At 69.9% G+C, this 21284-nt stretch carries 18 protein-coding genes; 7 read left to right on the top strand and 11 right to left on the bottom strand.

Features of this window, described 5'->3' with window-relative positions; all coding sequences use genetic code 11:
* The first annotated feature begins 30 nt into the window (after positions 1-30).
* The 5 genes from OG430_RS35570 (at position 31) to OG430_RS35550 (ending at position 6290) form a co-directional block, all read left to right on the top strand.
* Positions 31-711 carry a hypothetical protein gene (locus OG430_RS35570; RefSeq protein WP_327356762.1) on the top strand — a complete coding sequence of 227 codons (681 nt, stop codon included), beginning with the start codon at positions 31-33 and terminating at the stop codon, positions 709-711.
* Positions 712-757: 46 nt separating this feature from the next.
* Positions 758-1567, top strand: coding sequence for a DsbA family protein (locus tag OG430_RS35565; RefSeq protein WP_327356761.1), 810 nt, complete (start codon positions 758-760; stop codon positions 1565-1567).
* A gap of 87 nt (positions 1568-1654) precedes the next feature.
* Complete coding sequence (locus tag OG430_RS35560; RefSeq protein ID WP_327356760.1) at positions 1655-3313, top strand: alkaline phosphatase D family protein; 1659 nt, start codon at positions 1655-1657, stop codon at positions 3311-3313.
* A 336-nt stretch (positions 3314-3649) separates the two neighbouring features.
* On the top strand, positions 3650-4627 hold the full coding sequence (locus tag OG430_RS35555) for a zinc metalloprotease (protein ID WP_327356759.1): 978 nt from the start codon (positions 3650-3652) through the stop codon (positions 4625-4627).
* A gap of 85 nt (positions 4628-4712) precedes the next feature.
* Complete coding sequence (locus tag OG430_RS35550; protein ID WP_327356758.1) at positions 4713-6290, top strand: serine/threonine-protein kinase; 1578 nt, start codon at positions 4713-4715, stop codon at positions 6288-6290.
* 94 nt (positions 6291-6384) lie between these two features.
* Here OG430_RS35550 and OG430_RS35545 read toward each other — a convergent pair whose 3' ends face one another.
* Positions 6385-6957 (bottom strand): dienelactone hydrolase family protein, encoded by a 573-nt coding sequence (locus tag OG430_RS35545; protein WP_327356757.1) that lies wholly within the window; start codon positions 6955-6957, stop codon positions 6385-6387.
* Between the two features lie 45 nt (positions 6958-7002).
* On the opposite strand from OG430_RS35545, the gene OG430_RS35540 reads away from it, so the two are divergent.
* Positions 7003-8094: a mechanosensitive ion channel family protein gene (locus OG430_RS35540; protein ID WP_327356756.1), complete on the top strand. Its 1092-nt coding sequence runs from the start codon at positions 7003-7005 to the stop codon at positions 8092-8094.
* A gap of 26 nt (positions 8095-8120) precedes the next feature.
* Here the strand turns inward: OG430_RS35540 and OG430_RS35535 are convergent, their stop codons facing one another.
* The 5 genes from OG430_RS35535 to OG430_RS35515 all read right to left on the bottom strand — a co-directional run bounded on the left by OG430_RS35535 (position 8121) and on the right by OG430_RS35515 (position 13540).
* Positions 8121-9707, bottom strand: a complete 1587-nt coding sequence (locus OG430_RS35535; protein WP_327356755.1) for a Na+/H+ antiporter — start codon at positions 9705-9707, stop codon at positions 8121-8123.
* A gap of 406 nt (positions 9708-10113) precedes the next feature.
* Entirely contained in the window at positions 10114-10545 is a 432-nt protein-coding gene (locus tag OG430_RS35530) for a GNAT family N-acetyltransferase (protein ID WP_442816613.1), read from the bottom strand.
* Between the two features lie 62 nt (positions 10546-10607).
* Positions 10608-11552, bottom strand: a complete 945-nt coding sequence (locus tag OG430_RS35525; RefSeq protein WP_327356753.1) for an RluA family pseudouridine synthase — start codon at positions 11550-11552, stop codon at positions 10608-10610.
* Positions 11553-11623: 71 nt separating this feature from the next.
* Positions 11624-12280 (bottom strand): signal peptidase II, encoded by a 657-nt coding sequence (lspA, locus tag OG430_RS35520; protein ID WP_327356752.1) that lies wholly within the window; start codon positions 12278-12280, stop codon positions 11624-11626.
* A gap of 99 nt (positions 12281-12379) precedes the next feature.
* Positions 12380-13540 carry a TraR/DksA family transcriptional regulator gene (locus OG430_RS35515; protein ID WP_327356751.1) on the bottom strand — a complete coding sequence of 387 codons (1161 nt, stop codon included), beginning with the start codon at positions 13538-13540 and terminating at the stop codon, positions 12380-12382.
* 594 nt (positions 13541-14134) lie between these two features.
* On the opposite strand from OG430_RS35515, the gene ileS reads away from it, so the two are divergent.
* The gene (gene ileS / locus OG430_RS35510) at positions 14135-17287 is read left to right on the top strand and encodes an isoleucine--tRNA ligase (RefSeq protein WP_327356750.1); all 3153 of its coding nucleotides are present in this window, start codon (positions 14135-14137) and stop codon (positions 17285-17287) included.
* Positions 17288-17623: 336 nt separating this feature from the next.
* Here the strand turns inward: ileS and OG430_RS35505 are convergent, their stop codons facing one another.
* From OG430_RS35505 to pgeF, 5 genes are all read right to left on the bottom strand, one after another.
* Positions 17624-18688: a DivIVA domain-containing protein gene (locus OG430_RS35505; RefSeq protein ID WP_327356749.1), complete on the bottom strand. Its 1065-nt coding sequence runs from the start codon at positions 18686-18688 to the stop codon at positions 17624-17626.
* Between the two features lie 46 nt (positions 18689-18734).
* Positions 18735-19019 (bottom strand): YggT family protein, encoded by a 285-nt coding sequence (locus OG430_RS35500; RefSeq protein WP_327356748.1) that lies wholly within the window; start codon positions 19017-19019, stop codon positions 18735-18737.
* 52 nt (positions 19020-19071) lie between these two features.
* Positions 19072-19695, bottom strand: coding sequence for a cell division protein SepF (locus OG430_RS35495; protein ID WP_327356747.1), 624 nt, complete (start codon positions 19693-19695; stop codon positions 19072-19074).
* Between the two features lie 126 nt (positions 19696-19821).
* Positions 19822-20541: a YggS family pyridoxal phosphate-dependent enzyme gene (locus tag OG430_RS35490; protein ID WP_327356746.1), complete on the bottom strand. Its 720-nt coding sequence runs from the start codon at positions 20539-20541 to the stop codon at positions 19822-19824.
* A gap of 6 nt (positions 20542-20547) precedes the next feature.
* A complete protein-coding gene (gene pgeF / locus OG430_RS35485) occupies positions 20548-21270 on the bottom strand; it encodes a peptidoglycan editing factor PgeF (protein ID WP_442816612.1) in 723 nt (240 codons plus the stop codon).
* Positions 21271-21284: the final 14 nt, after the last annotated feature.

Below are 21284 nucleotides of genomic sequence, written 5' to 3'. Positions count from 1 at the left end.
TTACTTATCCCCGTGGCACACTCTCGGACGATGGGTATATCCGGGACGCAGCTGAGGATGTTGCGGGCGGCGCTTTTCACGGCTCTGGTCGTGACGCTGTCCGCCGCGTCCCATGTGCTGCTCTCGCAGGTTCCGCTGCCCCTGGCGACCATGGCCCCGGTCGCCGCGGGCGTCTTCCTCATCGCCTTCGCGCTCGCCGGGCGTGAGCGCGGGTTCTGGCGGATCTCCTCGCTCCTGATCCCCCTGGAGCTGGCCGCCGACACGGTCTTCACCACCGGCCAGCACGTCTGTTACGGACAGGCGGGCGGCCCGGTCGCCGGTACGTTGCGCTCCTTCGGCTTCGACGTCCTGTGTGGCGGTACGAGCGTGGGGGCGCCCCTGGTCCGCGCGGCCGGCGGTGACCAAGGCGCCGCCGACCTCCTCGACGCCTCGGGACCCGGCACGGCCTGGCTGCTGCTCGCCTCGCACGTCGTGGTCGGTCTGCTCGCCGCCGCCTGGCTGCGGCGCGGCGAGCGCGCCCTGGCCCAGCTTCTTCGCGCGGTGGCCGCGCTCGCCTTCCGGCCGCTGCTGATCGCGGTCGCGTCGGTGACGGCGCATCCGAAGCCGGTCCGGAGTGCGGCGCTTCCCACGCTCCGGATACGTACGACCCGCACCCGGCTCTTCGCCCACTCCGTGGGACGGCGTGGACCGCCGTGCTCAGCCCTCGTCTGAGCACGTACGTCCCCCACAGCCTTTTCACACGGAGAAGAAGACCATCATGAGCAAGCGGAACAGCCAGCAGGCGAAGTCGGCAGCGCGCGAGCGGCTGCGCATCGAGCGGGAGCGGCAGGCCAAGAAGGACCGGGCCAGGCGGCAGATAGTCGTCGCGGCGGCGGTCGTCGGCGTGCTCGCGGCGGCCGGCGGCATCGGGTACTGGGTGGTGCAGGCCAACAAGCCCAAGGAGCCCACGCAGTGGGAGAAGGCCGCCAAGGCGAAGGTGGTCACCCCGGCGAACTCCTCGGGCAAGAACGGCACCACCGTCACGATCGGCAAGTCCACCGGCAAGAACACGGTCCACCTGTACGAGGACCCGCGCTGCCCCGGTTGCGCGGCCATGGAGCAGTCCATCGGCGAGGCGGTCAACAAGGGCATGGAGGACGGCGACTACAAGCTGACCTTCACCATCGGCACCTTCCTCGACGGCAACCTCAAGGGCGAGGGCTCGAAGAACGCCCTCAGCGCGCTCGGCGCCGCCCTGAACGTCAGCCCCGAGGCGTTCGTCGAGTACAAGACCGCGCTGTACTCGTCGAAGTACCACCCCTCGGAGTCCACCGACGACTTCGCCAAAGACGACTACCTGATCAAGGTGGCCGACACCGTGGACGCCCTCAAGGGCAACACCAAGTTCCAGAACGCCGTCAAGAAGGGCACCTTCGACCCCTGGGCCATGAAGATGAGCGACTCCTTCAACTCGGCCGAGGGCGTGGACTCCACTCCCACCATCAAGATCAACGACAAGGTGGTCGAGACTCCGAAGACCGCCGACGCCTGGAAGGCTGCGCTGAAGACGGCGGGCGTCACGAAGTAGCGCACCTGATACCTCTTGCCGAAGAGCGGGCGAACTTTTCCGAGTTCGCCCGCTCTTCGTTCGTACTGGTCAGTAATGTGATCGCTTGTGACCAGTCATCTCCCTGCCGCACCTTCAGGTGCCTCAACTCCCAGCCGCCGCACGGTCGTCAAGGCCGCTGCCGCCACCGCGGCCCTCGCCGCCCCGCTCGCCGCCATGCCCCTCGCTCACGCCGCCGAGGGCCCCGCATTCCTGCACGGCGTCGCGTCCGGCGACCCGCTGCCCGACGGCGTCCTGCTGTGGACCCGGATCACGCCGACCGCCGAGGCGATACCCGGATCCGGCAAGGGGCCGGACGTGACGGTGAGTTGGGAGGTCGCCGAGGACAAGGACTTCGCCAAGGTCGTCGGCAAGGGCAGCACCACCGCCAAGGCCGCCTCCGACCACACGGTCAAGGCCGACGTAAGGGGCCTTCGCCAGGCGACCGACTATTACTTCCGGTTCACCGCCGGCGATGCGGCCTCGCCCGTCGGCCGCACCCGGACCACCCCGGCGCACGACGCCGCCGCCCCGGGCGTCCGCTTCGGCGTGGTCTCCTGCGCCAACTGGGAGTCCGGCTACTTCGCCGCGTACCGCCATCTCGCCGCCCGCGCGGACCTCGACGCGATCCTCCATCTCGGCGACTACATCTACGAGTACGCGACCGGCGGCTACCCGGCCGAGAAGTACGTCGTACGGCAGCACGAGCCGAAGAACGAGATCGTCACGCTCGCCGACTACCGCACCCGGCACGGCAAGTACAAGACGGACGCCGATCTGCAGTCCCTGCACGCCCGGCACCCCGTGATCGCCATCTGGGACGACCATGAGATAGCCAACGACACCTGGTCGGGCGGCGCCGAGAACCACACCCCGGGCGCCGAGGGCGACTGGGCGGCCCGCCAAACGGCCGCCAAGCAGGCCTACTTCGAGTGGATGCCGGTCCGCCCCGCCACCGAGGGCACCGTCTACCGCCGCATCCGCTACGGCAAGCTGGCCGATCTGCACCTGCTCGACCTGCGCTCCTTCCGCGACCAGCAGGCGGGCGTCGGCAGCGGCAAGGTGGACGACCCGAACCGATCGATCACGGGCCGCGCCCAGCTGGACTGGCTGAAGCAGGGCCTCACCCAGTCCCAGGCGCAGTGGAAGCTGGTCGGCACCTCGGTGATGATCTCGCCGGTCGCCTTCGGCTCCGTACCGGCCGAATTCCTCGCCCCCCTCGCGGAGTTGCTGGGCCTGCCCAAGGAGGGCATCGCGATCAACGTCGACCAGTGGGACGGCTACACGGACGACCGCAAGGAACTCCTCGCCCACCTCACCGGCAACGGCATCAAGGACACCGTCTTCCTCACCGGCGACATCCACATGGCCTGGGCCAATGACGTACCGGTGAAGGCGGCGACGTACCCCTTCTCGCAGTCCGCGGCGACGGAGTTCGTGGTCACGTCCGTCACCTCGGACAACATCGACGACATCCTGCATGTCGCGCCCGGCACGCTCTCGCTGGTCGCGGCCGGCGCCATCAGGGCCGCCAACCGCCATGTGAAGTGGGTCGACATGGACAACCACGGCTACGGCGTCCTGGACGTCACGGCCGAGCGCTCGCAGATGGACTACTACGTCCTGTCGGACAAGGCAGACGCCGACGCCAGCGCCAAGTGGGCGCGTTCGTACCGCACGGCCAGCGGCACGCAGAAGGTCGAGCGGGTGGACCGGCCGGTGCGCTAGGCCGACGCCCTGGGCCGAGGGGCCGGCCGGTGCGCCAGGCCATGCGGCCAGGGTCGAATTCCGGCCACCGCACGGCGCGTTAAGAACAGATCACGCCGTCACGGCGGGTGGTGAGGGCCGGGGACTTAACCCGGACACACCACCCGCCCCGGTGACGCCTCTCGTTACATCCGTCTCCCAAACCTCATGCGGGACCGCAGCATTTCCCCCCGTTGACCCGATTCACCAGACGATTGATTGGGCCTGATCGACTCTCCTCGGCATCTGACATGGCCACGTAATCTCCCCGCGGTGGCGGGGAAGTTGCTCCCCGCCCATGTCCGCGAGGAGTCCTCCATGCGTGCCCTTGCCCGAATATCGCCGCGTCTGCGCACCCGCTTCCTCGGCGCCGCCGTGGTGGCCGGAACTCTGGCCTTCGCTCCGCTCTCCGCTCCCACCGGTGTGGCCTCCGCCGCACCGAAGGACACCAAATGCGCTGAAACCGACGCCAGTTCGGCCCGGGTGAGCCGTGCGGGCGCGGGGCACACCGACGAGCCCAACGCGATCAGCGCGACCAAGGCCAAGGCCATGGACGCGGACCTCAAGCAGAGACTCGACCGGCTGCGCGCGAGCGGCAGAGGGCTGGGCACGCAGGCCGTGACGACCGTCCCGGTCTACTTCCACATCGTCCACGACGGCGCGACCGGCAAGCTGACCAGCACCGACATCAGCAAGCAGATGGCGGTCCTGAACGCCGCGTACAGCGGCCAGGGCACCGGGAACAACGACTCCGGCTTCCAGTTCTCGCTGGCCGGCACGGACTACACCGACAACGCCTCCTGGTACAACGGCGTCTCCCCCGGCTCCAGCGCGGAGAAGGCCATGAAGTCCACCCTGCGCAAGGGCGGCGCGAACGCGCTCAACTTCTACACCGCGAGCCTCGGCCAGGACCTGCTCGGCTGGGCCACCTTCCCGTCGTCGTACAACTCGAACCCGAAGGACGACGGCGTGGTCGTCCTCGACACCTCGCTGCCCGGCGGCTCCGCCACCAACTACAACGAGGGCGACACCGGCACCCACGAGGTCGGCCACTGGATGGGGCTGTACCACACCTTCCAGGGCGGCTGTAACGGCAAGGGCGACTACGTCGACGACACCCCTGCCGAGAAGAGCGCGGCCTTCCAGTGCCCCACCGGCCGTGACACCTGCGCCAGCAAGCCGGGCGTCGACCCGATCCACAATTTTATGGACTACACGTACGACAACTGCATGACGCAGTTCAGCGCGGGCCAGGCCAAGCGCATGCAGGACAGCTGGGCCGCCTACCGCGGCTGATCAGCCCTGCGAGACCTCTGCACTCGATGCCGTCCCCCCTCTACCCTGCTCCTCAACGCCCGCAGGGTGGAGGGGGATCGGCGACATGAGCACGCCCGGCGACATCATCGACGGCCGCTTCGAGCTGCTCGCGCGGCTCGGCAGCGGCGGCATGGGCACCGTGTGGCGGGCCCGTGACACCGCCCTGCACCGCGAGGTCGCCCTCAAGGAAGTGCGGCCCCCCGACCCGGCCCTGACCGGCGCCTGTGGGGACGTGCTGCGCGAGCGGGTACTGCGCGAGGCCCGCGCGCTGGCACGGCTCAGCCACCCGCACGTGGTCACCGTCCACCACATCGTGGACGTGGGCCCGCACCCGTGGATCGTCATGGAGCTGCTGGCAGGACCGACGCTCCAGGACCGCCTGAACCAGGGCCCGTTGAACGCCCGGGACACCGCCCGCATGGGCCGCCAGATCCTCTCCGCCCTGAGCGCCGCGCACGCCGCGGGCATCCAGCACCGCGACGTCAAGCCGGCCAACGTCATGCTGCGGGCGGACGGCAGCGCGGTCCTCACCGACTTCGGCATCGCCGCCCTGCAGGGCTCCACCTCGCTCACCGCGACGGGCGATCTCATCGGCTCCCCCGAGTACATCGCGCCGGAACGCATCCGCGGCACCGACGACGATCCGGCCTCCGACCTGTGGTCGCTCGGGCTCGTCCTGTACGTCGCCGTGGAGGGCGTCAGCCCGCTGCGCCGGGCCACGACCCTGGCCACGCTCGCGGCGGTGCTCGACGATCCGGTACCCCCGCCGGTGCGTTCGGGCCCGCTCGCCCCGGTGCTCGGCGCGCTCCTCGTGCGGGACCCGGCGGCGCGGCCCGACGCGGTCCGCCTGGACGCGATGCTGGCGCAGGTGGAGGCGGGCACCTCGCCCCAGTGGGCGCAGCCGACACAGACGGCGCATGGACCGTCGCTGCCGCCACCGCCGCCCCGGCCGGACGAGCCGCGCCCGGGGGTGCCGCCCATGCCACGCGCCTCGTCGGAGACCCGGCCGCAGCATCAAGGCCACCCCGAGCCCCGGAACCGTACGCCGGTGATCGTCGCCGTGATCGCGGTGGCCGTCGCGATCGTGGCGGCCACCGCCCTGGTGTTCGTCCTGCGGAACCCGGACGGCGACGGCAAGGAGGCGGGCAGCAACGGCGACAAGGGCAACGCGGCCTGCCCGAGCGGCCCGGACTGCACGACCGGTCCGCCGCAGGACCCGCCCACCACTCCGCCACCCACCACTCCCCCGACGACCACGCCGCCGACGACCACACCGCCGGAGTCGAGCCCGCCGCCCGTCGACGAGGTGGCGAACACCTGGGTCGCCCAGCTGGGCTCCTTCCCCAAGGCCTCGGGCACCGGCCCCCGGGACCGGGCAGCTGCGGCACTGCGCGCCAAGGGAGCCGAGAACGTCCGGCACCTGGACAGCAGCGCCTACGGCTCACTGCAGCCGGGGTACTGGGTGCTGTACTCCCCCGGCTTCGGCAACGGCGAAGAGGCCGTCTCGTACTGCCAGGGCATCGGCCTGACGAGCCGTGACCAGTGCGTGGGCCGCTTCATCAGCAAGAGCGGCACCGACTTCAAGTACCAGTGCTACCCGACCCCGTCCGGCGGCACGACGGGCCGCTGCACCCGGCCCTGAAGCTCCGCGCGCGCCTGGGGCGTGTGTCGAAAGTCCTCCTGCCCCGCGACTTCCGACGTACTCCCTTCCGACGTACTCCCTTCCGACGTACTCCCTAGTCCAGCGAGTCCAGGAACCCGAGCGCCTGCTTCCAGGTCGCCTCGGCCGCCTCCTCGTCGTAGTCCTCCGTGTCCGGGTCGGTGAACAGATGGCCGGCCCCGCGATAGCGGAAGATCTCCACATCTGCGCCCGCGCGCTGCATCCGCAGATACCAGGTGTCCAGCCAGTCGCCCGGCTCGAAGGCGTCCGGGTCGGCGACGTGCACCTGCACGGGCAGGTCGTCGACCTTCGCGTCCTCGTCAACATCCGACGTGGCGTGCAGCAGGAGCAGCCCGCGCGCCTTCACGTCCGCGAGGGCGAGATTGCCCGCGAGGAAGCCGCCGAGCGAGAACCCCGCGTACACCAGTCCGCTGTCCGAGAGCGGTGCCGCGGCGGCGATGGCCCGCCGGTGCAGCTCGTCCATGCCGATCTCGTCCCGGATCGCCAGGCTCTCGTCGACGTCGTCGGTGGTGCGGCCGTCGTAGAGATCGGGCACGTGCACCACATGGCCGGCGGCGCGCAACCGGTCGGCCGCCGCGTGCACCGCGGGGCGCAAACCCCGGGACGAATGAAGCAGGAGAATATTCATGGGGCCATGGTGCCAGCAGCCACTGACAACGTTACGGTCGAACGCATGGAGACCGTTCTGCGCCCGCTGATCGTCGTCGGCAGCGCGGTCGTGCTCACCCTGGTCATCGGCTGGCTGGTGGACCGACTGCTGCGGCGCGCCGACGCACGGCACCGCGAGACCCCGCTCTGGGGCCTGCTGCGCCGCTGCCGCCTCCCGCTCCAACTCGTGCTCTGCACCGCCCTGCTGAGAGGTTCGTACGAGCAGGCGAAGGTCCTGGAGGACCACTCGGAGGTCGTCGGTCAGGTCCTCACCCTGATCCTGATCGCGTCCGTCGCCTGGCTGATCGTGCGGATCGCCGCGGCCGTCGTCGAGGCGTCGTACGCGCGGTACGCGGCCACGAATCGCGATCCCGCGCGGGTGCGCAGAGTGCGTACGCAAGTCACGCTCATCCAGCGCGTGGTGACGGCGATCGTGGGCGCGGTGGCGGTGGCCGCCATGCTCCTGACGTTCCCCGCGATGCGCACGGTCGGCACCTCGATGCTCGCCTCGGCCGGACTGCTCGGCATCGTCGCCGGTATCGCCGCCCAGTCGACCCTTGGCAATCTCTTCGCCGGCATGCAGATCGCGTTCGGCGACATGGTGCGGCTCGGGGACACCGTCGTGGTGGACGGCGAGTGGGGCAAGGTCGACGAGATCACGCTGACCTTCCTGACCGTCCGCACCTGGGACGAGCGGCGGATCACCATGCCGGTCTCGTACTTCACGTCGAAGCCGTTCGAGAACTGGTCGCGCGGCGGCGCCCAGATGACCGGCACGATCTTCCTGCACCTGGACCACAGCGCGCCCGTGCACGAGATGCGCGAGAAGCTGCGCGACATCCTGCGCGAGTGCCCGGCCTGGGACGGCCGCGACTGGGGCCTCGCCGTCACGGACACCACACCGAGCACGATGCAGGTCAGGGCGTTGGTCACGGCGAAGGACGCGGACGACATCTGGACGGTGCGGGTGACGGTCCGCGAGCAGCTGATCGGCTGGCTCGCCGACCACCATCCGTACGCACTGCCCAAGGTGAGCACCGCGACCGCGCCCCCGCCTCCGGACGGCTTCCACCCCTCGGCCCCCGACGGGACGGCACCCAAGACGGGGCGCGGCTAGCCCCCGTCAGCAGCGGTCAGCTGCGATCAGCGAAGGCTGCGCACATCGAGCTGCCGCAGCACCCGGTCCACGATCTCCGGATCGGCCCCCGGCTCGCTGCGCGCCGCGAGGACCTCGTGCCGGGCCGCGGACATCATCTCGCTCTGGATGCGCCGGACCCGCTTGAGCATCGCGGCCCGCTTCCCGAAGAGCGCCCGCCGTTCGTCGTCGGCCAGTTCGGGGCTGATCCGCAGCCCGATGTCGTACGCCCTGCGCATCAGCTGCTCCATCAGTTCCTCCGGCAACTCCTCGACCTGCTCGATCTCCTTGAGCCGCGCCTTGGCGGCCTTGGCGGCGCGGATCGCCAGCGCCTTCTCGAAGGCCTCCTCGATCTCCGCGTCGGCCTCCACGCCGAGCATCTTCACCAGCCACGGCAGGGTCAGCCCCTGCACCACGAGCGTCGCCATGATGACCCCGAAGGCGATGAAGACGATCTCGTCGCGGTCGGGAAACGGAGACCCGTCCTCCATCTTCAGCGGAATGGCGAGGGCAAGGGCGACGGACGCCACGCCCCGCATCCCGGACCACCACATGACGACGGTCTCGCGCCAGGTGGTGGGGATCTCCTCGTCGTAGTCGCGCTTGCTGTGCAGCCGCTTGGCCAACCATGTCGCCGGCAGCAGCCACAGCAGTCGTACGAGCACGACGACGGCCACGATCGCCGCCGACCAGCCGAGCAGCTCGCCCCAGCGGCCCGACGCGGTCTTGATCGCGTTGTGCAGCTCGAGTCCGATCAGGCCGAAGGCCACACCGGTGACCAGGGTGTCGACGATCTCCCAGAAGGTCCGGTTGGCGATCCGCCCCATGACGTCGTCCGCGTCGCTGGCGTACTCGGCGAGGAAGAGCGCGGTGGTGAGCACGGCGAGCACCCCCGACCCCATGAGCTCCTCGGCGAGTACGTACGACACGAAGGGCACCAGGACGGTCAGCCCGACCTGCAGCGTGGCATCGCCGAGCAGCCCGATCAGCTTGTTGGCGGCCCAGCCGAGCGCGAGCCCGACGACGACGGCCACGACCGCGGACAGCACGAGCTCGATCGCGGCCTGCCCCACCGAGAAGGTCCCGCTCACCGCTGCCGCGATGGCCACGTGGTAGAGCACGATCGCGGTGACGTCGTTGAACAGCCCCTCGCCCTCGAGGATCGACACCAGCCGTCTGGGCAGCCCCAGTTGACCCGCCACCGCGGTCGCGGCCACCGGGTCGGGCGGCGCGACGAGCGCCCCGAGCGCGATGGCTGCGGCGATCGGCAGCCCCGGCACGATCGCATTGGCGACCACCGCGACGGCAACAGTAGTAACAAGCACCAGCGCCACCGCGAGCAGCAGAATCGGCCGCACGTTGGCGGTGAACTGCCGCCAGGAGGTCCGCTGCACGGAGGCGTAGAGCAGGGGCGGCAGCACGAGCGGAAGAATGTAGTCGGGCGGAATATCCACGTTCGGCACGAACGGCAGCAGCGCCAGCACGATCCCGGCAAGCGTCATCAACACCGGCGCGGGCAGCCCCAGCCGCTCCCCCACGGGCACACTCAGCACGGCCCCCAGCAACAGCACGAACAGCAGGGCCAACTGATCCACGGGACGCCTCCGGCAGCTCACAAAGCAAGATCACCGCAAGAGTGCCACGCAAACCTAAGAAACCACCCAAAACTCCCTTATGGGACCGACGGGGGTTCGTCCGTGCAGCCCGGCCACACCTCTCGGCCCGCGCGGATCTCTCTCCCCACCCGCACCTCTCGGCTGACCGGATCTCTCTCCTCGCCCGCACCTCTCGGCCCGCCCGGATCTCTCGGCCCGCCCACATCTCTCCAGCCCGTCCGGCGTTTGAGGACGAGCGCGAAGCGCGAAAGGGGGCCCGGGGGCGGCAGCCCCCGACCTCTGCCCCATCCACCCCGGGCCGGCCCTTCAAAGCCGGCCGCAGGCCTTAAGGGAAGGGGCGGGGAGGGGAAAAAACCCACCCACCCACAGAACCGCCCCCACAACCTCAAACAGAACGGCGCATGGCCCGATGCGCAATCCCCGCATCATCGAACTCGGGCCCATAAGCCACATATCCCAGCCGCTCATAAAACCGCAGCGCATGGGTCTGCGCCCCGAGAACAACCTCCGCACACCCCAGCCGAGCCGCCTCCGCCTCGAGCCCCCGCACCAGAGCCACCCCCACACCCAGCCCCCGCGCAGCGGAACGCACGGCCAACCGCCCAAGCTTCCCGACGGAGTCCCCGTACCCCTCGGCCCCCACCACCAGCCGCCCCGTGCCGAGCGCCCCGTCGGGCCCGACCGCAAGCACATGCACAGCAGACGAGTCGTACGCGTCGTACTCGAGCTCCTCGGGCACACCCTGCTCGGCGACGAAGACCTCCTTGCGCACAAGGAAGCACGCCTCGAGATCGGCGGCCGACTCCACCGCCCTCACCTCGAACCCAGCAGACCCAGAGGACCCGGCAGACCCGGCGGACCCGGGAGACCCAGCGGAGCTCACCCGTACGTCTCCGCCGCAATCGCATCCAGCGCCTTCTGGAGATCGGCCGGATAGGTGCTCGAGAACTCCACCCACTGCCCGTCCGCAGGATGCTCGAACCCGAGCCGCACCGCATGCAGCCACTGCCGGGTCAGCCCGAGCCGCTTGGCCAGCGTCGGATCGGCGCCGTACGTCAGGTCGCCCACGCACGGGTGCCGATGAGCCGACATGTGCACGCGGATCTGATGCGTACGCCCGGTCTCCAGCTTCACGTCGAGCAGCGAGGCGGCCCGATAGGCCTCGATCAGGTCGTAGTGCGTGACGGACGCCTTGCCGTCGGCGGTGACCGCCCACTTGTAGTCATGCTGCGGATGCCGCCCGATGGGGGCGTCGATCGTCCCGCTCATCGGATCCGGGTGGCCCTGCACCAGCGTGTGGTAGCGCTTGTCGACGACGCGCTCCTTGAACTGCCGCTTGAGCGAGGTGTACGCGCGCTCCGACTTGGCGACGGCCATCAGCCCGGACGTACCCACGTCGAGGCGGTGCACGATGCCCTGCCGCTCGGCGGCACCCGAAGTCGAGATCCGGTATCCGGCGGCGGCGAGCCCGCCGATCACCGTGGTCCCGGTCCAGCCGGGCGACGGATGCGCGGCCACGCCCACCGGCTTCACGATCACGACGATGTCGTCGTCGTCGTGCACGATCTCCATGCCCTCGACGGGCTCGGCCACGATCTGCACGGGCGCAGCGGCCTGTGGCATCTCGACCTCGAGCCAGGCCCCGCCGTGCACGCGCTCGGACTTGCCGACCACCGCGCCGTCGACCTGAACCTTCCCCGCCGCGGCCAGCTCGGCGGCCTTCGTACGGGAGAAGCCGAACATCCGGGAGATGGCGGCGTCGACGCGCTCGCCCTCCAGGCCGTCGGGCACGGGCAGGGTTCGGATCTCGGGAACTGTGCTCACTCAATGAGTATGCCGGACCGGTCGGACACCGCCCGACCCGAGCCCTCCCGCGCAGCCCCGCAGCGAACCGCTCAGTCCTTGTGGACGGTCCCGTCCGGGTCCAGGCCGCGGAAGGAAAGGATCACGATCAGGATGCCGCCGCAGACGATCGCCGAGTCCGCCAGATTGAACACGGCGAAGCCCTTGGGCGCGATGAAGTCGACCACGGCGCCCTCGAAGACGCCGGGCGCCCGGAAGATCCGGTCCGTGAGGTTGCCGAGCGCACCGCCGAGCAGCATGCCGAGCGCGATGGCCCACGGCAGGCTGTAGAGCTTGCGCGCGAGGCGGGCGATCACCACGATCACGGTCGCGGCGATACACGTGAAGATCACGGTGAAGGCCTCGCCGATCCCGAACGCGGCACCCGCGTTCCGGATCGCCTCGAACCGCAGCAGGTCACCGATGACCTGAATCGGCTCATGGTGCTCGAGCTTGGCGACCACGATCATCTTGCTGACGAGGTCGAGGAGGTACGCGAAGACGGCGACCGCGAACAGCACGGCGATCTTCCGCTTGCCCTTGGGCTGCTCGGCGTCGGCCGCGGCCGAGTCCGTCGCGTCCGAGGCCTCGACGGCCTCCGAGGTACCGGCCGCGGCCGCCCCGGACGCGCCTTCGTCGCTCTGCTCCGGTTCCGCGTCCGCAGCTCCGGGGATATCCGGCGTACCGATGATCCGCTCCGCCTCTGCCACGTGAGTCCCTCAACCTAGATGCCTGACTGAGGATGAGGGTACGGCACACCCGTACGGGCACCGACGGCAAGGACCGCCCGGTGGCGCCGTCGTCGCTTCCTAGTAGCGCCGTTCCTGCTTCTGCTTGCACTCGACGCACAGGGTGGCCCGCGGGAAGGCCTGCACCCGCGCCTTCCCGATCGGCTGTCCGCAGTTCTCACACAGTCCGTACGTCCCCGCGTCGAGCCGTTCCAGGGCCCGTTCGGTCTGCTCGAGCATCTCCCGGGCGTTGGCGGCGAGCGACATCTCGTGCTCGCGCGTGATGTTCTTCGTGCCGGTGTCGGCCTCGTCGTCGCCGGCACCGCTTCCCGAGTCCCGCAGCAGGCCCGCGAGGGTCTCCTCGGACGTGACGATCTCGGTACGCAGCTTCTCCGCCTCGTCCTTCAGACCTGCGCGGGCTTCCTTAATCTCGGCGGGGGTCCAGGGGTCCTCACCGGGGCGGACCGCCAGCTCGCCGGGGGCCGTCGCCGCGACCGCACGTGCCTTGGGTACCGCGTGGGCGGCCGTCTCTGCCGTCGCCGCCGTGCCCCGAGTCTTCTTCGCAACCACCGACTTGGCTCCCGTCGTCTTCTTCGCGGAATTGCCCGCGCCGTCGGCCGCCGCAGCGGCCGTCTCCTTGGTTGCGCCGTTCTCCTCGACGGGGGCCGCGGCACTGTGTGCGCCGCCGACCTCGGCCTCCGCCATCGCCTCTTCCCACTGCCGGTCGGCCTCCAGGGCCTCCTCGGCAGCGGTCTCGGCGGCCGTCTTCTTCGCCGCGCTCTTCGTCGCGGCGGCCTTCTTCGCCGCCGTCTTCTTCGCCACCGTCTTCTTGGCCGGAGCCGTCCCGGCAGGCGCGGCCTTCTTCGCGGCCGACTTGCCGGCCGCCTTCTTCGTGGTCTTCGCAGCGCCCTTGGCGGCGGTCTTCGCGGTGGCGGGCTCGGCCGCCGCCGTCGTCTCGCCCGGCTCGGCCGTCTCCTCCTCGGGTGCCGCCGCGGCCTTGGCTGCCGTCTTCTTCGCCGCGGCCTTCTTCGCCGGGGCCTTCTTGGCAGCCGCCTTCTTCGCGCCGGCCGCCGTGCCGGGTCTCTCGGCCGCGGCGGACTCCGCCGCCTTCGCGGCCTTCACTGCCTTCTCGGACCCCGCGGATCCACCGACGGTGCTCTTCTTGCCGTTCACTTCCTTGGCCGCCGCACCAGTGGATCCAGCGGACGCCGACTTCTGTACGGCGGTCTTCTTCGCCACCATGGCCGCGGCCCCTTCACATATCGTGATCTTGCTCGCGAATCGTGCTGGGACGATAAATCGACTCCAGGCCCGCGGCAACGGGGCACGCCGCCCTTTCCACCCGCCCCGCGGGCACGGCACGGCGGGCTTGCATCCGTTGTGCCCAGCTCCCCGCCGGGTAATCCGCCGCATGGGGCGAGCCCCAAGTCCGACCGAGCGCGTATGCCCATTCGGGTCACTCCGCGCACCCTCGCCCCCGCCCCGCCCGGGCCCCGGAAAACCGGTCGGCCGGGCTCGCCCGGGCGCCGTACACTGGGCGCAGCGAAGAGGCTTGGATGGGGACGAGTAGCGTCCGTACGCAGCCATGAGCGACCCGGGGACGGTGAGAGCCCGGGGGCGAGCGCGAACGTGAAGATCACCCCGGAGCCGCCGGAAGAAAGCCGCGTGCGAGCGCGGGCCAGTAGACCCGGCATCGCGACCCCAATGAGGGGGCTCACCGGCGCACACCCCGCGCCGAGGGGCCAAGGAGGGTGGTACCGCGGGAGCGCGCCGCACACGGCGCGGCAGTCTCTCGTCCCTCCGACGGAACCAGCTGTGTCCGCCGGAGGAAGTTCGTTGAATACGCAGCCGCAGTACCGCCAGGTGCCCGCGCAGGTCGATCTGCCCGCCCTCGAGCACGCCGTGCTCCAGTTCTGGGACGACCAGAAGATCTTCGCCAAGACCCTCGACCAGTCCGAGGGCCGCCCCGAGTGGGTCTTCTACGAGGGCCCGCCCACCGCCAACGGCATGCCGGGCGCCCACCACATCGAAGCCCGCGTCTTCAAGGACGTCTTCCCCCGCTTCCGCACCATGCGCGGCTACCACGTGGCCCGCAAGGCCGGCTGGGACTGCCACGGCCTGCCCGTGGAGCTCGCGGTCGAGAAGGAGCTCGGGTTCAACGGCAAGAAGGACATCGAGGCGTACGGCATCGCCGAGTTCAACGCCAAGTGCCGCGAGTCCGTGACCCGCCACACCGACGCCTTCGCCGATCTCACGACCCGCATGGGTTACTGGGTCGACCTGGACGACGCGTACCGGACGATGGACCCGTCGTACGTGGAATCGGTCTGGTGGTCCCTGAAGGAGATCTTCAACAAGGACCTCCTGGTCCAGGACCACCGCGTCGCCCCGTGGTGCCCGCGCTGCGGCACCGGCCTCTCCGACCACGAGCTGGCGCAGGGGTACGAGACGGTCGTCGACCCCTCGGTCTTCGTCCGCTTCCCGCTAACCTCCGGTCCCCTCGCGGGCGAGGCCGCCCTCCTGGTCTGGACGACTACGCCCTGGACGCTGGTGTCCAACACCGCGGTCGCCGCGCACCCCGACGTGACGTACGTCGTCGCCACGGACGGCACCGAGAAGCTCGTCGTCGCCCAGCCGCTGCTCGAAAAGGCACTGGGCGAGGGCTGGGAGGCCACCGGCCAGACCTTCACGGGCGCCGAGATGGAGCGCTGGACCTACCAGCGCCCCTTCGAGCTCGTGGAGTTCCCCGCCCCGGCGCACTTCGTGGTCAACGCCGAGTACGTCACCACCGAGGACGGCACCGGTCTGGTCCACCAGTCCCCCGCGTTCGGCGCCGACGACCTCCTGGTCTGCAAGGCGTACGACCTGCCGGTCGTGAACCCGGTCCGCCCCGACGGCACCTTCGAGGAGGACGTCCCCCTCGTCGGCGGCGTCTTCTTCAAGAAGGCCGACGAAAAGCTGACGGCGGACCTCCAGGACCGCGGCCTGCTCTTCAGGCACATCGCGTACGAGCACAGCTATCCGCACTGCTGGCGCTGTCACACGGCGCTGCTCTACTACGCGCAGCCGTCCTGGTACATCCGTACAACTGCCGTCAAGGACCGCCTCCTTGAGGAGAACGAGAAGACCAACTGGTTCCCGGAGTCCGTCAAGCACGGCCGCTTCGGTGACTGGCTGACCAACAACATCGACTGGGCCCTGTCCCGCAACCGCTACTGGGGCACCCCGCTGCCGATCTGGCGCTGCGAGGAGAACCACCTCACCTGCGTCGGCTCCCGCGCGGAGCTCACCGACCTGACCGGCACCGACCAGTCGGCGCTCGACCCGCACCGCCCGTACATCGACGACGTGACCTTCACCTGCACCCACGAGGGCTGTGAACTCACCGCCGTCCGCGTGCCGGAAGTCATCGACGCCTGGTACGACTCGGGCTCGATGCCGTTCGCGCAGTGGGGCTACCCGCACAAGAACAAGGAGCTCTTCGAGTCGCGCTACCCGGCGCAGTTCATCTCGGAGGCCATCGACCAGACCCGCGGCTGGTTCTACACGCTGATGGCCGTCGGCACCCTGGTCTTCGACAAGTCCAGTTACGAGAACGTCGTGTGCCTCGGCCACATCCTCGCCGAGGACGGCCGCAAGATGTCCAAGCACCTGGGCAACACCCTGGAGCCGATCTCGCTGATGGACCAGCACGGCGCGGACGCGGTGCGCTGGTTCATGGCGGCCGGCGGCTCCCCGTGGGCGGCCCGCCGCGTCGGGCACGGCACCATCCAGGAGGTCGTCCGCAAGACGCTCCTCACGTACTGGAACACGGTCGCCTTCCAGGCCCTGTACGCCCGCACCTCCAACTGGGCGCCCAGCGCGGCCGATCCGGCCCCGGCCGACCGCCCGCTGCTCGACCGCTGGCTGCTCAGCGAGCTGAACGCACTGGTCGACCAGGCCACCGAGGCCCTGGAGTCGTACGACACCCAGCGCGCCGGCAAGCTGCTCTCCGGCTTCGTCGACAACCTCTCCAACTGGTACGTCCGCCGCTCCCGCCGCCGCTTCTGGCAGGGCGACAAGGCGGCGCTGCGCACCCTGCACGAGGTCGTCGAGACGGTCACGCGCCTGATGGCCCCGCTGACCCCGTTCATCACCGAGCGGGTCTGGCAGGACCTGATCACGCCGGTCACGCCGGACGCCCCCGAGTCGGTCCACTTGTCGACCTGGCCGGAAGCCGACATGTCGCTCGTCGACCCGGAGCTCTCCCGTCAGATGGCGCTGGTACGCCGCCTCGTCGAGCTCGGCCGTGCCACGCGCGCCGAGTCCGGCGTGAAGACCCGCCAGCCGCTGTCCCGCGCACTGGTCGCGGCGGCAGGCTTCGAATCGCTCGGCGAGGAGCTGCGGGCCCAGATCACGGAGGAGCTGAACGTCTCCTCCCTGGCGTCCCTCTCCGAGGTGGGCGGCTCGCTGGTGGACACCACCGCCAAGGCCAACTTCCGCGCCCTGGGCAAGCGCTTCGGCAAGGGCGTCCAGGCGGTCGCCAAGGCCGTCGCGAACGCGGACGCGGCCGCGCTGTCCCTGGCCCTGCGCGAGGGCACGGCCACGGTCGAGGTCGAGGGTGAGACGGTGACCCTGGCCCCGGACGAGGTGATCATCACAGAGACCCCGCGCGAGGGCTGGTCGGTCGCCTCCGACTCGGGCGCCACGGTCGCGCTCGACCTGGAGATCACCGACGAGCTCCGCCTGGCCGGCCTGGCCCGCGACGCCATCCGCCTGATCCAGGAGGCCCGCAAGAACAGCGGCCTGGACGTGGCGGACCGGATCGCGGTCCGCTGGACGGCCACGGCAAAGGACACGGTCTCGGCCCTGACCGAGCACGCCCCGCTGATCGCGGACGAGGTCCTCGCCCTGGACTTCGCCACGGGCGCCCCGGACGCCACGTACGGCGACGCCTTCACGGACGAGGGCCTGGCCCTGACCTTCCACCTCCGCAAGACCGAGGCGTAAGCCTCACCGGCAACACGAAGGCCCGGCGTCGCCCGATCCAGTGGATCGGGCGACGCCGGGCCTTCGGCGTTGTGTACAGGCGCACAACTGACCGCCACCGCCGCTACCGCTGTGGGCAATCGTTCCGCAGGGCGGAACGGGTGGGCACAGCCGAAGGCGCCGAGTGCGCTGAACGCAGGGCTATCCCCACCCCGGCACCGCATGCCGTAAACCCGGGCCCTGGCCCAAGCCCAAGCACCGCACACGCCACAACAAAGGGCCGGGCCCCGGGGACGTATCCCCAGGGCCCGGCCCTACAAGCCGCCGACGGCTACGCGCTCAGCGCGCAATACCGCCTCAGTTGTCGTCCTCGTCAATGAGGAACCCGCGCATCGGCGAGGGAGCCTGCTGCATCGGCGAAGGCCCCTGCGGCCGCACCGGCGCCATCGGCTGAGTCATCGCCGGCGACATCTGCTGCTGGCCACCGTACGAGGGCGCTCCGCCCATCGACTGCTGACCGCCCATGGACTGCTGGCCACCCATGGTGTGCCCGCCCATCGAGGGCGCGCCCGCACCAGCGGGCTGCATCGAGGGCGACGGCGGCAGCGAAGCGGTCGCCGGGGTCCGCGGCGGAGCCAGCGAGTCGTCGGCCTGGGTCTCCAGCTGACGCAGCTGCGACTCCAGGTAGGACTTCAGACGCGTGCGGTACTCGCGCTCGAAGCCACGCAGGTCCTCGACCTTGCGCTCCAGCGTGGCGCGGGCGGACTCCAGGGAGCCCATCGCGACGCGGTGCTTCTCCTGCGCGTCCCGCTCCAGGGCGTCGGCCTTGGCACGGGCGTCACGCTCGAGGCCCTCGGCACGCGAACGCGCCTCGCCCACGATCTTGTTGGCCTCGGAACGGGCCTCCGCGATCGCCTGGTCGGCGGTCTGCTGAGCCAGCGAGAGCACACGCGCGGCGCTGTCGCCGCCGGGGCCCTGACCGGGCTGCTGCATCTGCGGGCCGTGGCCGCCCATGGGGCCGCCCATCGGGCCGCCCTGCATCGGGCCGGGACCCTGCGGGCCGTGCCCACCGGGGCCGGGGGGCAGCTGCGGTGCGCCGCCGGGCAGCTGGGGCGGACCGCCCAACTGGTGCTGCTGCGGCGGGACCGGCTGCGGGCCCGATATTGCGGCGGGCACCGGGGCGCCCGGACCGCGCTGGTCCTGCGGCTCCGGCTTGCGCATGCCGCCCTGCTGCTGGTTCTGAGCAGCGGCACGGGTGGCAGCGGCGAGCTTCGCGCGCAGGTCCTCGTTCTCGCGGAGAAGGCGGGTCAGTTCAGACTCGACCTCATCGAGAAAGGCATCGACCTCGTCCTCGTCATAGCCTTCTCGGAGGCGGACGGTCGTGAACTGCTTGTTCCGCACATCCTCGGGGGTCAACGGCATCTCTTCACCTCAACGTAGTCGTCGGCATTCGGCAAGACCGTATCGTTCACAAGCCGCTCACGACGGTGATCAGGATGTAGACGATGATCATCAGTACGAAGAAGGACAGGTCGAGCGCCACGCCCCCGAGACGCAGCGGCGGAATGAACCGCCGCAGAAGCTTGAGCGGTGGATCAGTGACAGTGTAGGTGGCCTCCAGAACGACCACCATCGCCTTGCCGGGTTGCCATGAGCGGGCGAACTGGAAGACGTAGTCCATGACCAACCGGAAGATCAGCACGATGAGAAAACAGAACAACGCGATGTAGAGCACATCCCAGACAACGCTCATGACTCGCGCTTCCCTCTCCCCATGTCTCGTGCTTTGTTCTCGGTGTTGCGTCTCAGCTCTGGTTGAAGAACCCGCCCTCTGCGATGCGAGCCTTGTCCTCCGCCGTGACATCGACGTTAGCAGGCGACAACAGGAACACCTTCTGTGTCACCCGCTCAATGCTGCCGTGCAGTCCGAAGACCAGACCGGCCGCGAAGTCGACAAGTCGCTTCGCGTCCGTGTCGTCCATCTCCGTCAGATTCATGATCACCGGAGTGCCTTCGCGGAAGTGTTCCCCGATGGTACGGGCCTCGTTGTAGGTCCGGGGGTGCAACGTCGTAATGCGGTAGGGCTCCCGCTCGGACACAACCTTGGGCATGATCACCGGTGAGTTCTTCTCCAGGCTCTGACGTTCAGGTGTGATGGATGCCACGGGGGCGATACGCGCCGGACGTCCAATTTCAGCGGGTAGCGAAGCCGACGCGGCCAGCGGCTCTCGAGGCGCGGGCGTCTGTACCTTTCGTGCAGGTTCGTCCTGCTGCAACTGATGTGACGGTTCGTGCCGTCGGCGGTCCCGCTCGGGTTCCGGGTCCAGCTCGGGCTCGAACTCGTCGTCGGGGTCGAACCCCCGGCCGTCGTAACCGTCGTCCTCCACGAGGCCGAGGTAGACCGCCATCTTGCGCATCGCGCCGGCCATGCTCTGAGTCCTCCGCTCTGTGGTGGATCCGCTGACGCCAAACAAGTGCCCGCGATCCACTCGGCACCCCCGCTGAACTGCGGGAATGACCATATTTTGTGCTGTGGTCCGACTTGCTTGGCGACGTTACCCGAGCCGGGGTCGGACTCCGAGTACCGCAGTGCCGACGCGCACATGTGTCGCCCCTGCAGCCACGGCCTGTTCGAGGTCCGCACTCATCCCCGCCGACACCATGTTCGCAGCCGGATGGGCCACGCGCAGGGCAGTCGACAAATCCATCAGCCGCTCGAACGCCGCCAGTTGCCGTCCCGCGTACGGTCCCGTGAGCGGTGCGACGGTCATCAGCCCGTCGAGCCGAAGCCCCTCGGTTCCGGCCACGAGTGCGGCCAACTCCTCGATTCCGTCAGGTGCCACGCCACCCCGGTCACCCCGTCCGCCTTCCGCGGCATCGAGGGCGACCTGGATCAGACAGCCCAACTCACGCTCCGCCCGTACCGCCTGGGCGGAGAGAGCGGTGATGAGCTTCGGGCGGTCCACAGACTGCACCAGATCGGCATAACTGACCACAGACCGCACCTTGTTGGTCTGCAGCTGGCCGACAAAGTGCCAAGTGAGCGGCAGATCCGCACATTCGGCAGCCTTGGGGGCCGCATCCTGATCACGGTTCTCGGCAACGTCGCGTACACCGAGTTCCGACAGGATCCTCACATCGCTCGCCGGATAGGTCTTGGTGACCACGATGAGGGTCACCTCGTCCCGCTCACGGCCCGCCGCGGCGCATGCCTTGGCGATACGTTCCTCAACCTTCGCCAGATTGGCGGAGAGTTCAGCCCTACGGTCCGTCATGCCCTATCAGTCCAGCCAGACATAGCCCGCCAGCCGACCCGTGATGCGGTCGCGGCGGTAGGAGAAGTGGTCCTGCGACTCCAGCGTGCACACCGGCGACTGCTCCCGGTCACGCACCCCGAGCCGCTCCAGCTGGGCGTGCACCCCCGCGGTCACATCGACCGCCGGCGTACCCCAGCTCGTCTCGGCGTACGCCGCAGGCTCGACCGCCGCCACGTCGGCCCGCATGTCCGCCGGGACTTCGTAGCAGCGCCCGCAGACCGCCGGGCCGGTGCGGGCCACGATCCGGCCGGGCTCGGCACCCAGGCCCACCATCGCCTCGACGGCGGCCGGGACGACCCCGGCCACCATGCCCGGTCGTCCGGCGTGTGCGGCGGCAACAACTCCCGCCACCGGATCGGCGAGCAGCACCGGCGTGCAGTCGGCGGTGAGCACGGCGAGGGCGATGCCCCGACGGGCGGTGACCACCGCGTCCACGGCCGGCACTTCGGCGCCGGGCCCCCAGGGCCCGTCCACCACCGCGACATCGCGCCCGTGCACTTGGTTCATCCAGACGACGAGGGCCGGGTCGATGCCCAGCTCCTTGGCCGCGAGTTCGCGATTGCGTCGTACGGCGTCCGGGTCGTCGCCGACCGCGCCGCCGAGGTTGAGCTCCGCATACGGAACGGCGCTCACTCCGCCCCACCTGTCGGTGAAGGCGAAGTGCGCGCCATTCGCTGAGCCCGTCACAGAGCCCTTCGCAG

The sequence above is a fragment of the Streptomyces sp. NBC_01304 genome, from assembly GCF_035975855.1.
Lineage (GTDB): Bacteria > Actinomycetota > Actinomycetes > Streptomycetales > Streptomycetaceae > Streptomyces.
Note: the sequence above shows the minus strand (reverse complement) of the source record. Positions and strands in the feature narration are given on the sequence as shown.

What these genes read in the sequence shown, in the direction of transcription:
- OG430_RS35570 (WP_327356762.1), top strand. Translation starts at nt 31, where the DNA reads ATGGGTATATCCGGGACGCAGCTGAGGATGTTGCGGGCGGCGCTTTTC.
- OG430_RS35565 (WP_327356761.1), top strand. Translation starts at nt 758, where the DNA reads ATGAGCAAGCGGAACAGCCAGCAGGCGAAGTCGGCAGCGCGCGAGCGG.
- OG430_RS35555 (WP_327356759.1), top strand. Translation starts at nt 3,650, where the DNA reads ATGCGTGCCCTTGCCCGAATATCGCCGCGTCTGCGCACCCGCTTCCTC.
- OG430_RS35550 (WP_327356758.1), top strand. Translation starts at nt 4,713, where the DNA reads ATGAGCACGCCCGGCGACATCATCGACGGCCGCTTCGAGCTGCTCGCG.
- OG430_RS35545 (WP_327356757.1), bottom strand. Translation starts at nt 6,957, where the DNA reads ATGAATATTCTCCTGCTTCATTCGTCCCGGGGTTTGCGCCCCGCGGTG.
- OG430_RS35540 (WP_327356756.1), top strand. Translation starts at nt 7,003, where the DNA reads ATGGAGACCGTTCTGCGCCCGCTGATCGTCGTCGGCAGCGCGGTCGTG.
- OG430_RS35515 (WP_327356751.1), bottom strand. Translation starts at nt 13,540, where the DNA reads ATGGTGGCGAAGAAGACCGCCGTACAGAAGTCGGCGTCCGCTGGATCC.
- OG430_RS35505 (WP_327356749.1), bottom strand. Translation starts at nt 18,688, where the DNA reads ATGCCGTTGACCCCCGAGGATGTGCGGAACAAGCAGTTCACGACCGTC.
- OG430_RS35500 (WP_327356748.1), bottom strand. Translation starts at nt 19,019, where the DNA reads ATGAGCGTTGTCTGGGATGTGCTCTACATCGCGTTGTTCTGTTTTCTC.
- OG430_RS35495 (WP_327356747.1), bottom strand. Translation starts at nt 19,695, where the DNA reads ATGGCCGGCGCGATGCGCAAGATGGCGGTCTACCTCGGCCTCGTGGAG.
- OG430_RS35490 (WP_327356746.1), bottom strand. Translation starts at nt 20,541, where the DNA reads ATGACGGACCGTAGGGCTGAACTCTCCGCCAATCTGGCGAAGGTTGAG.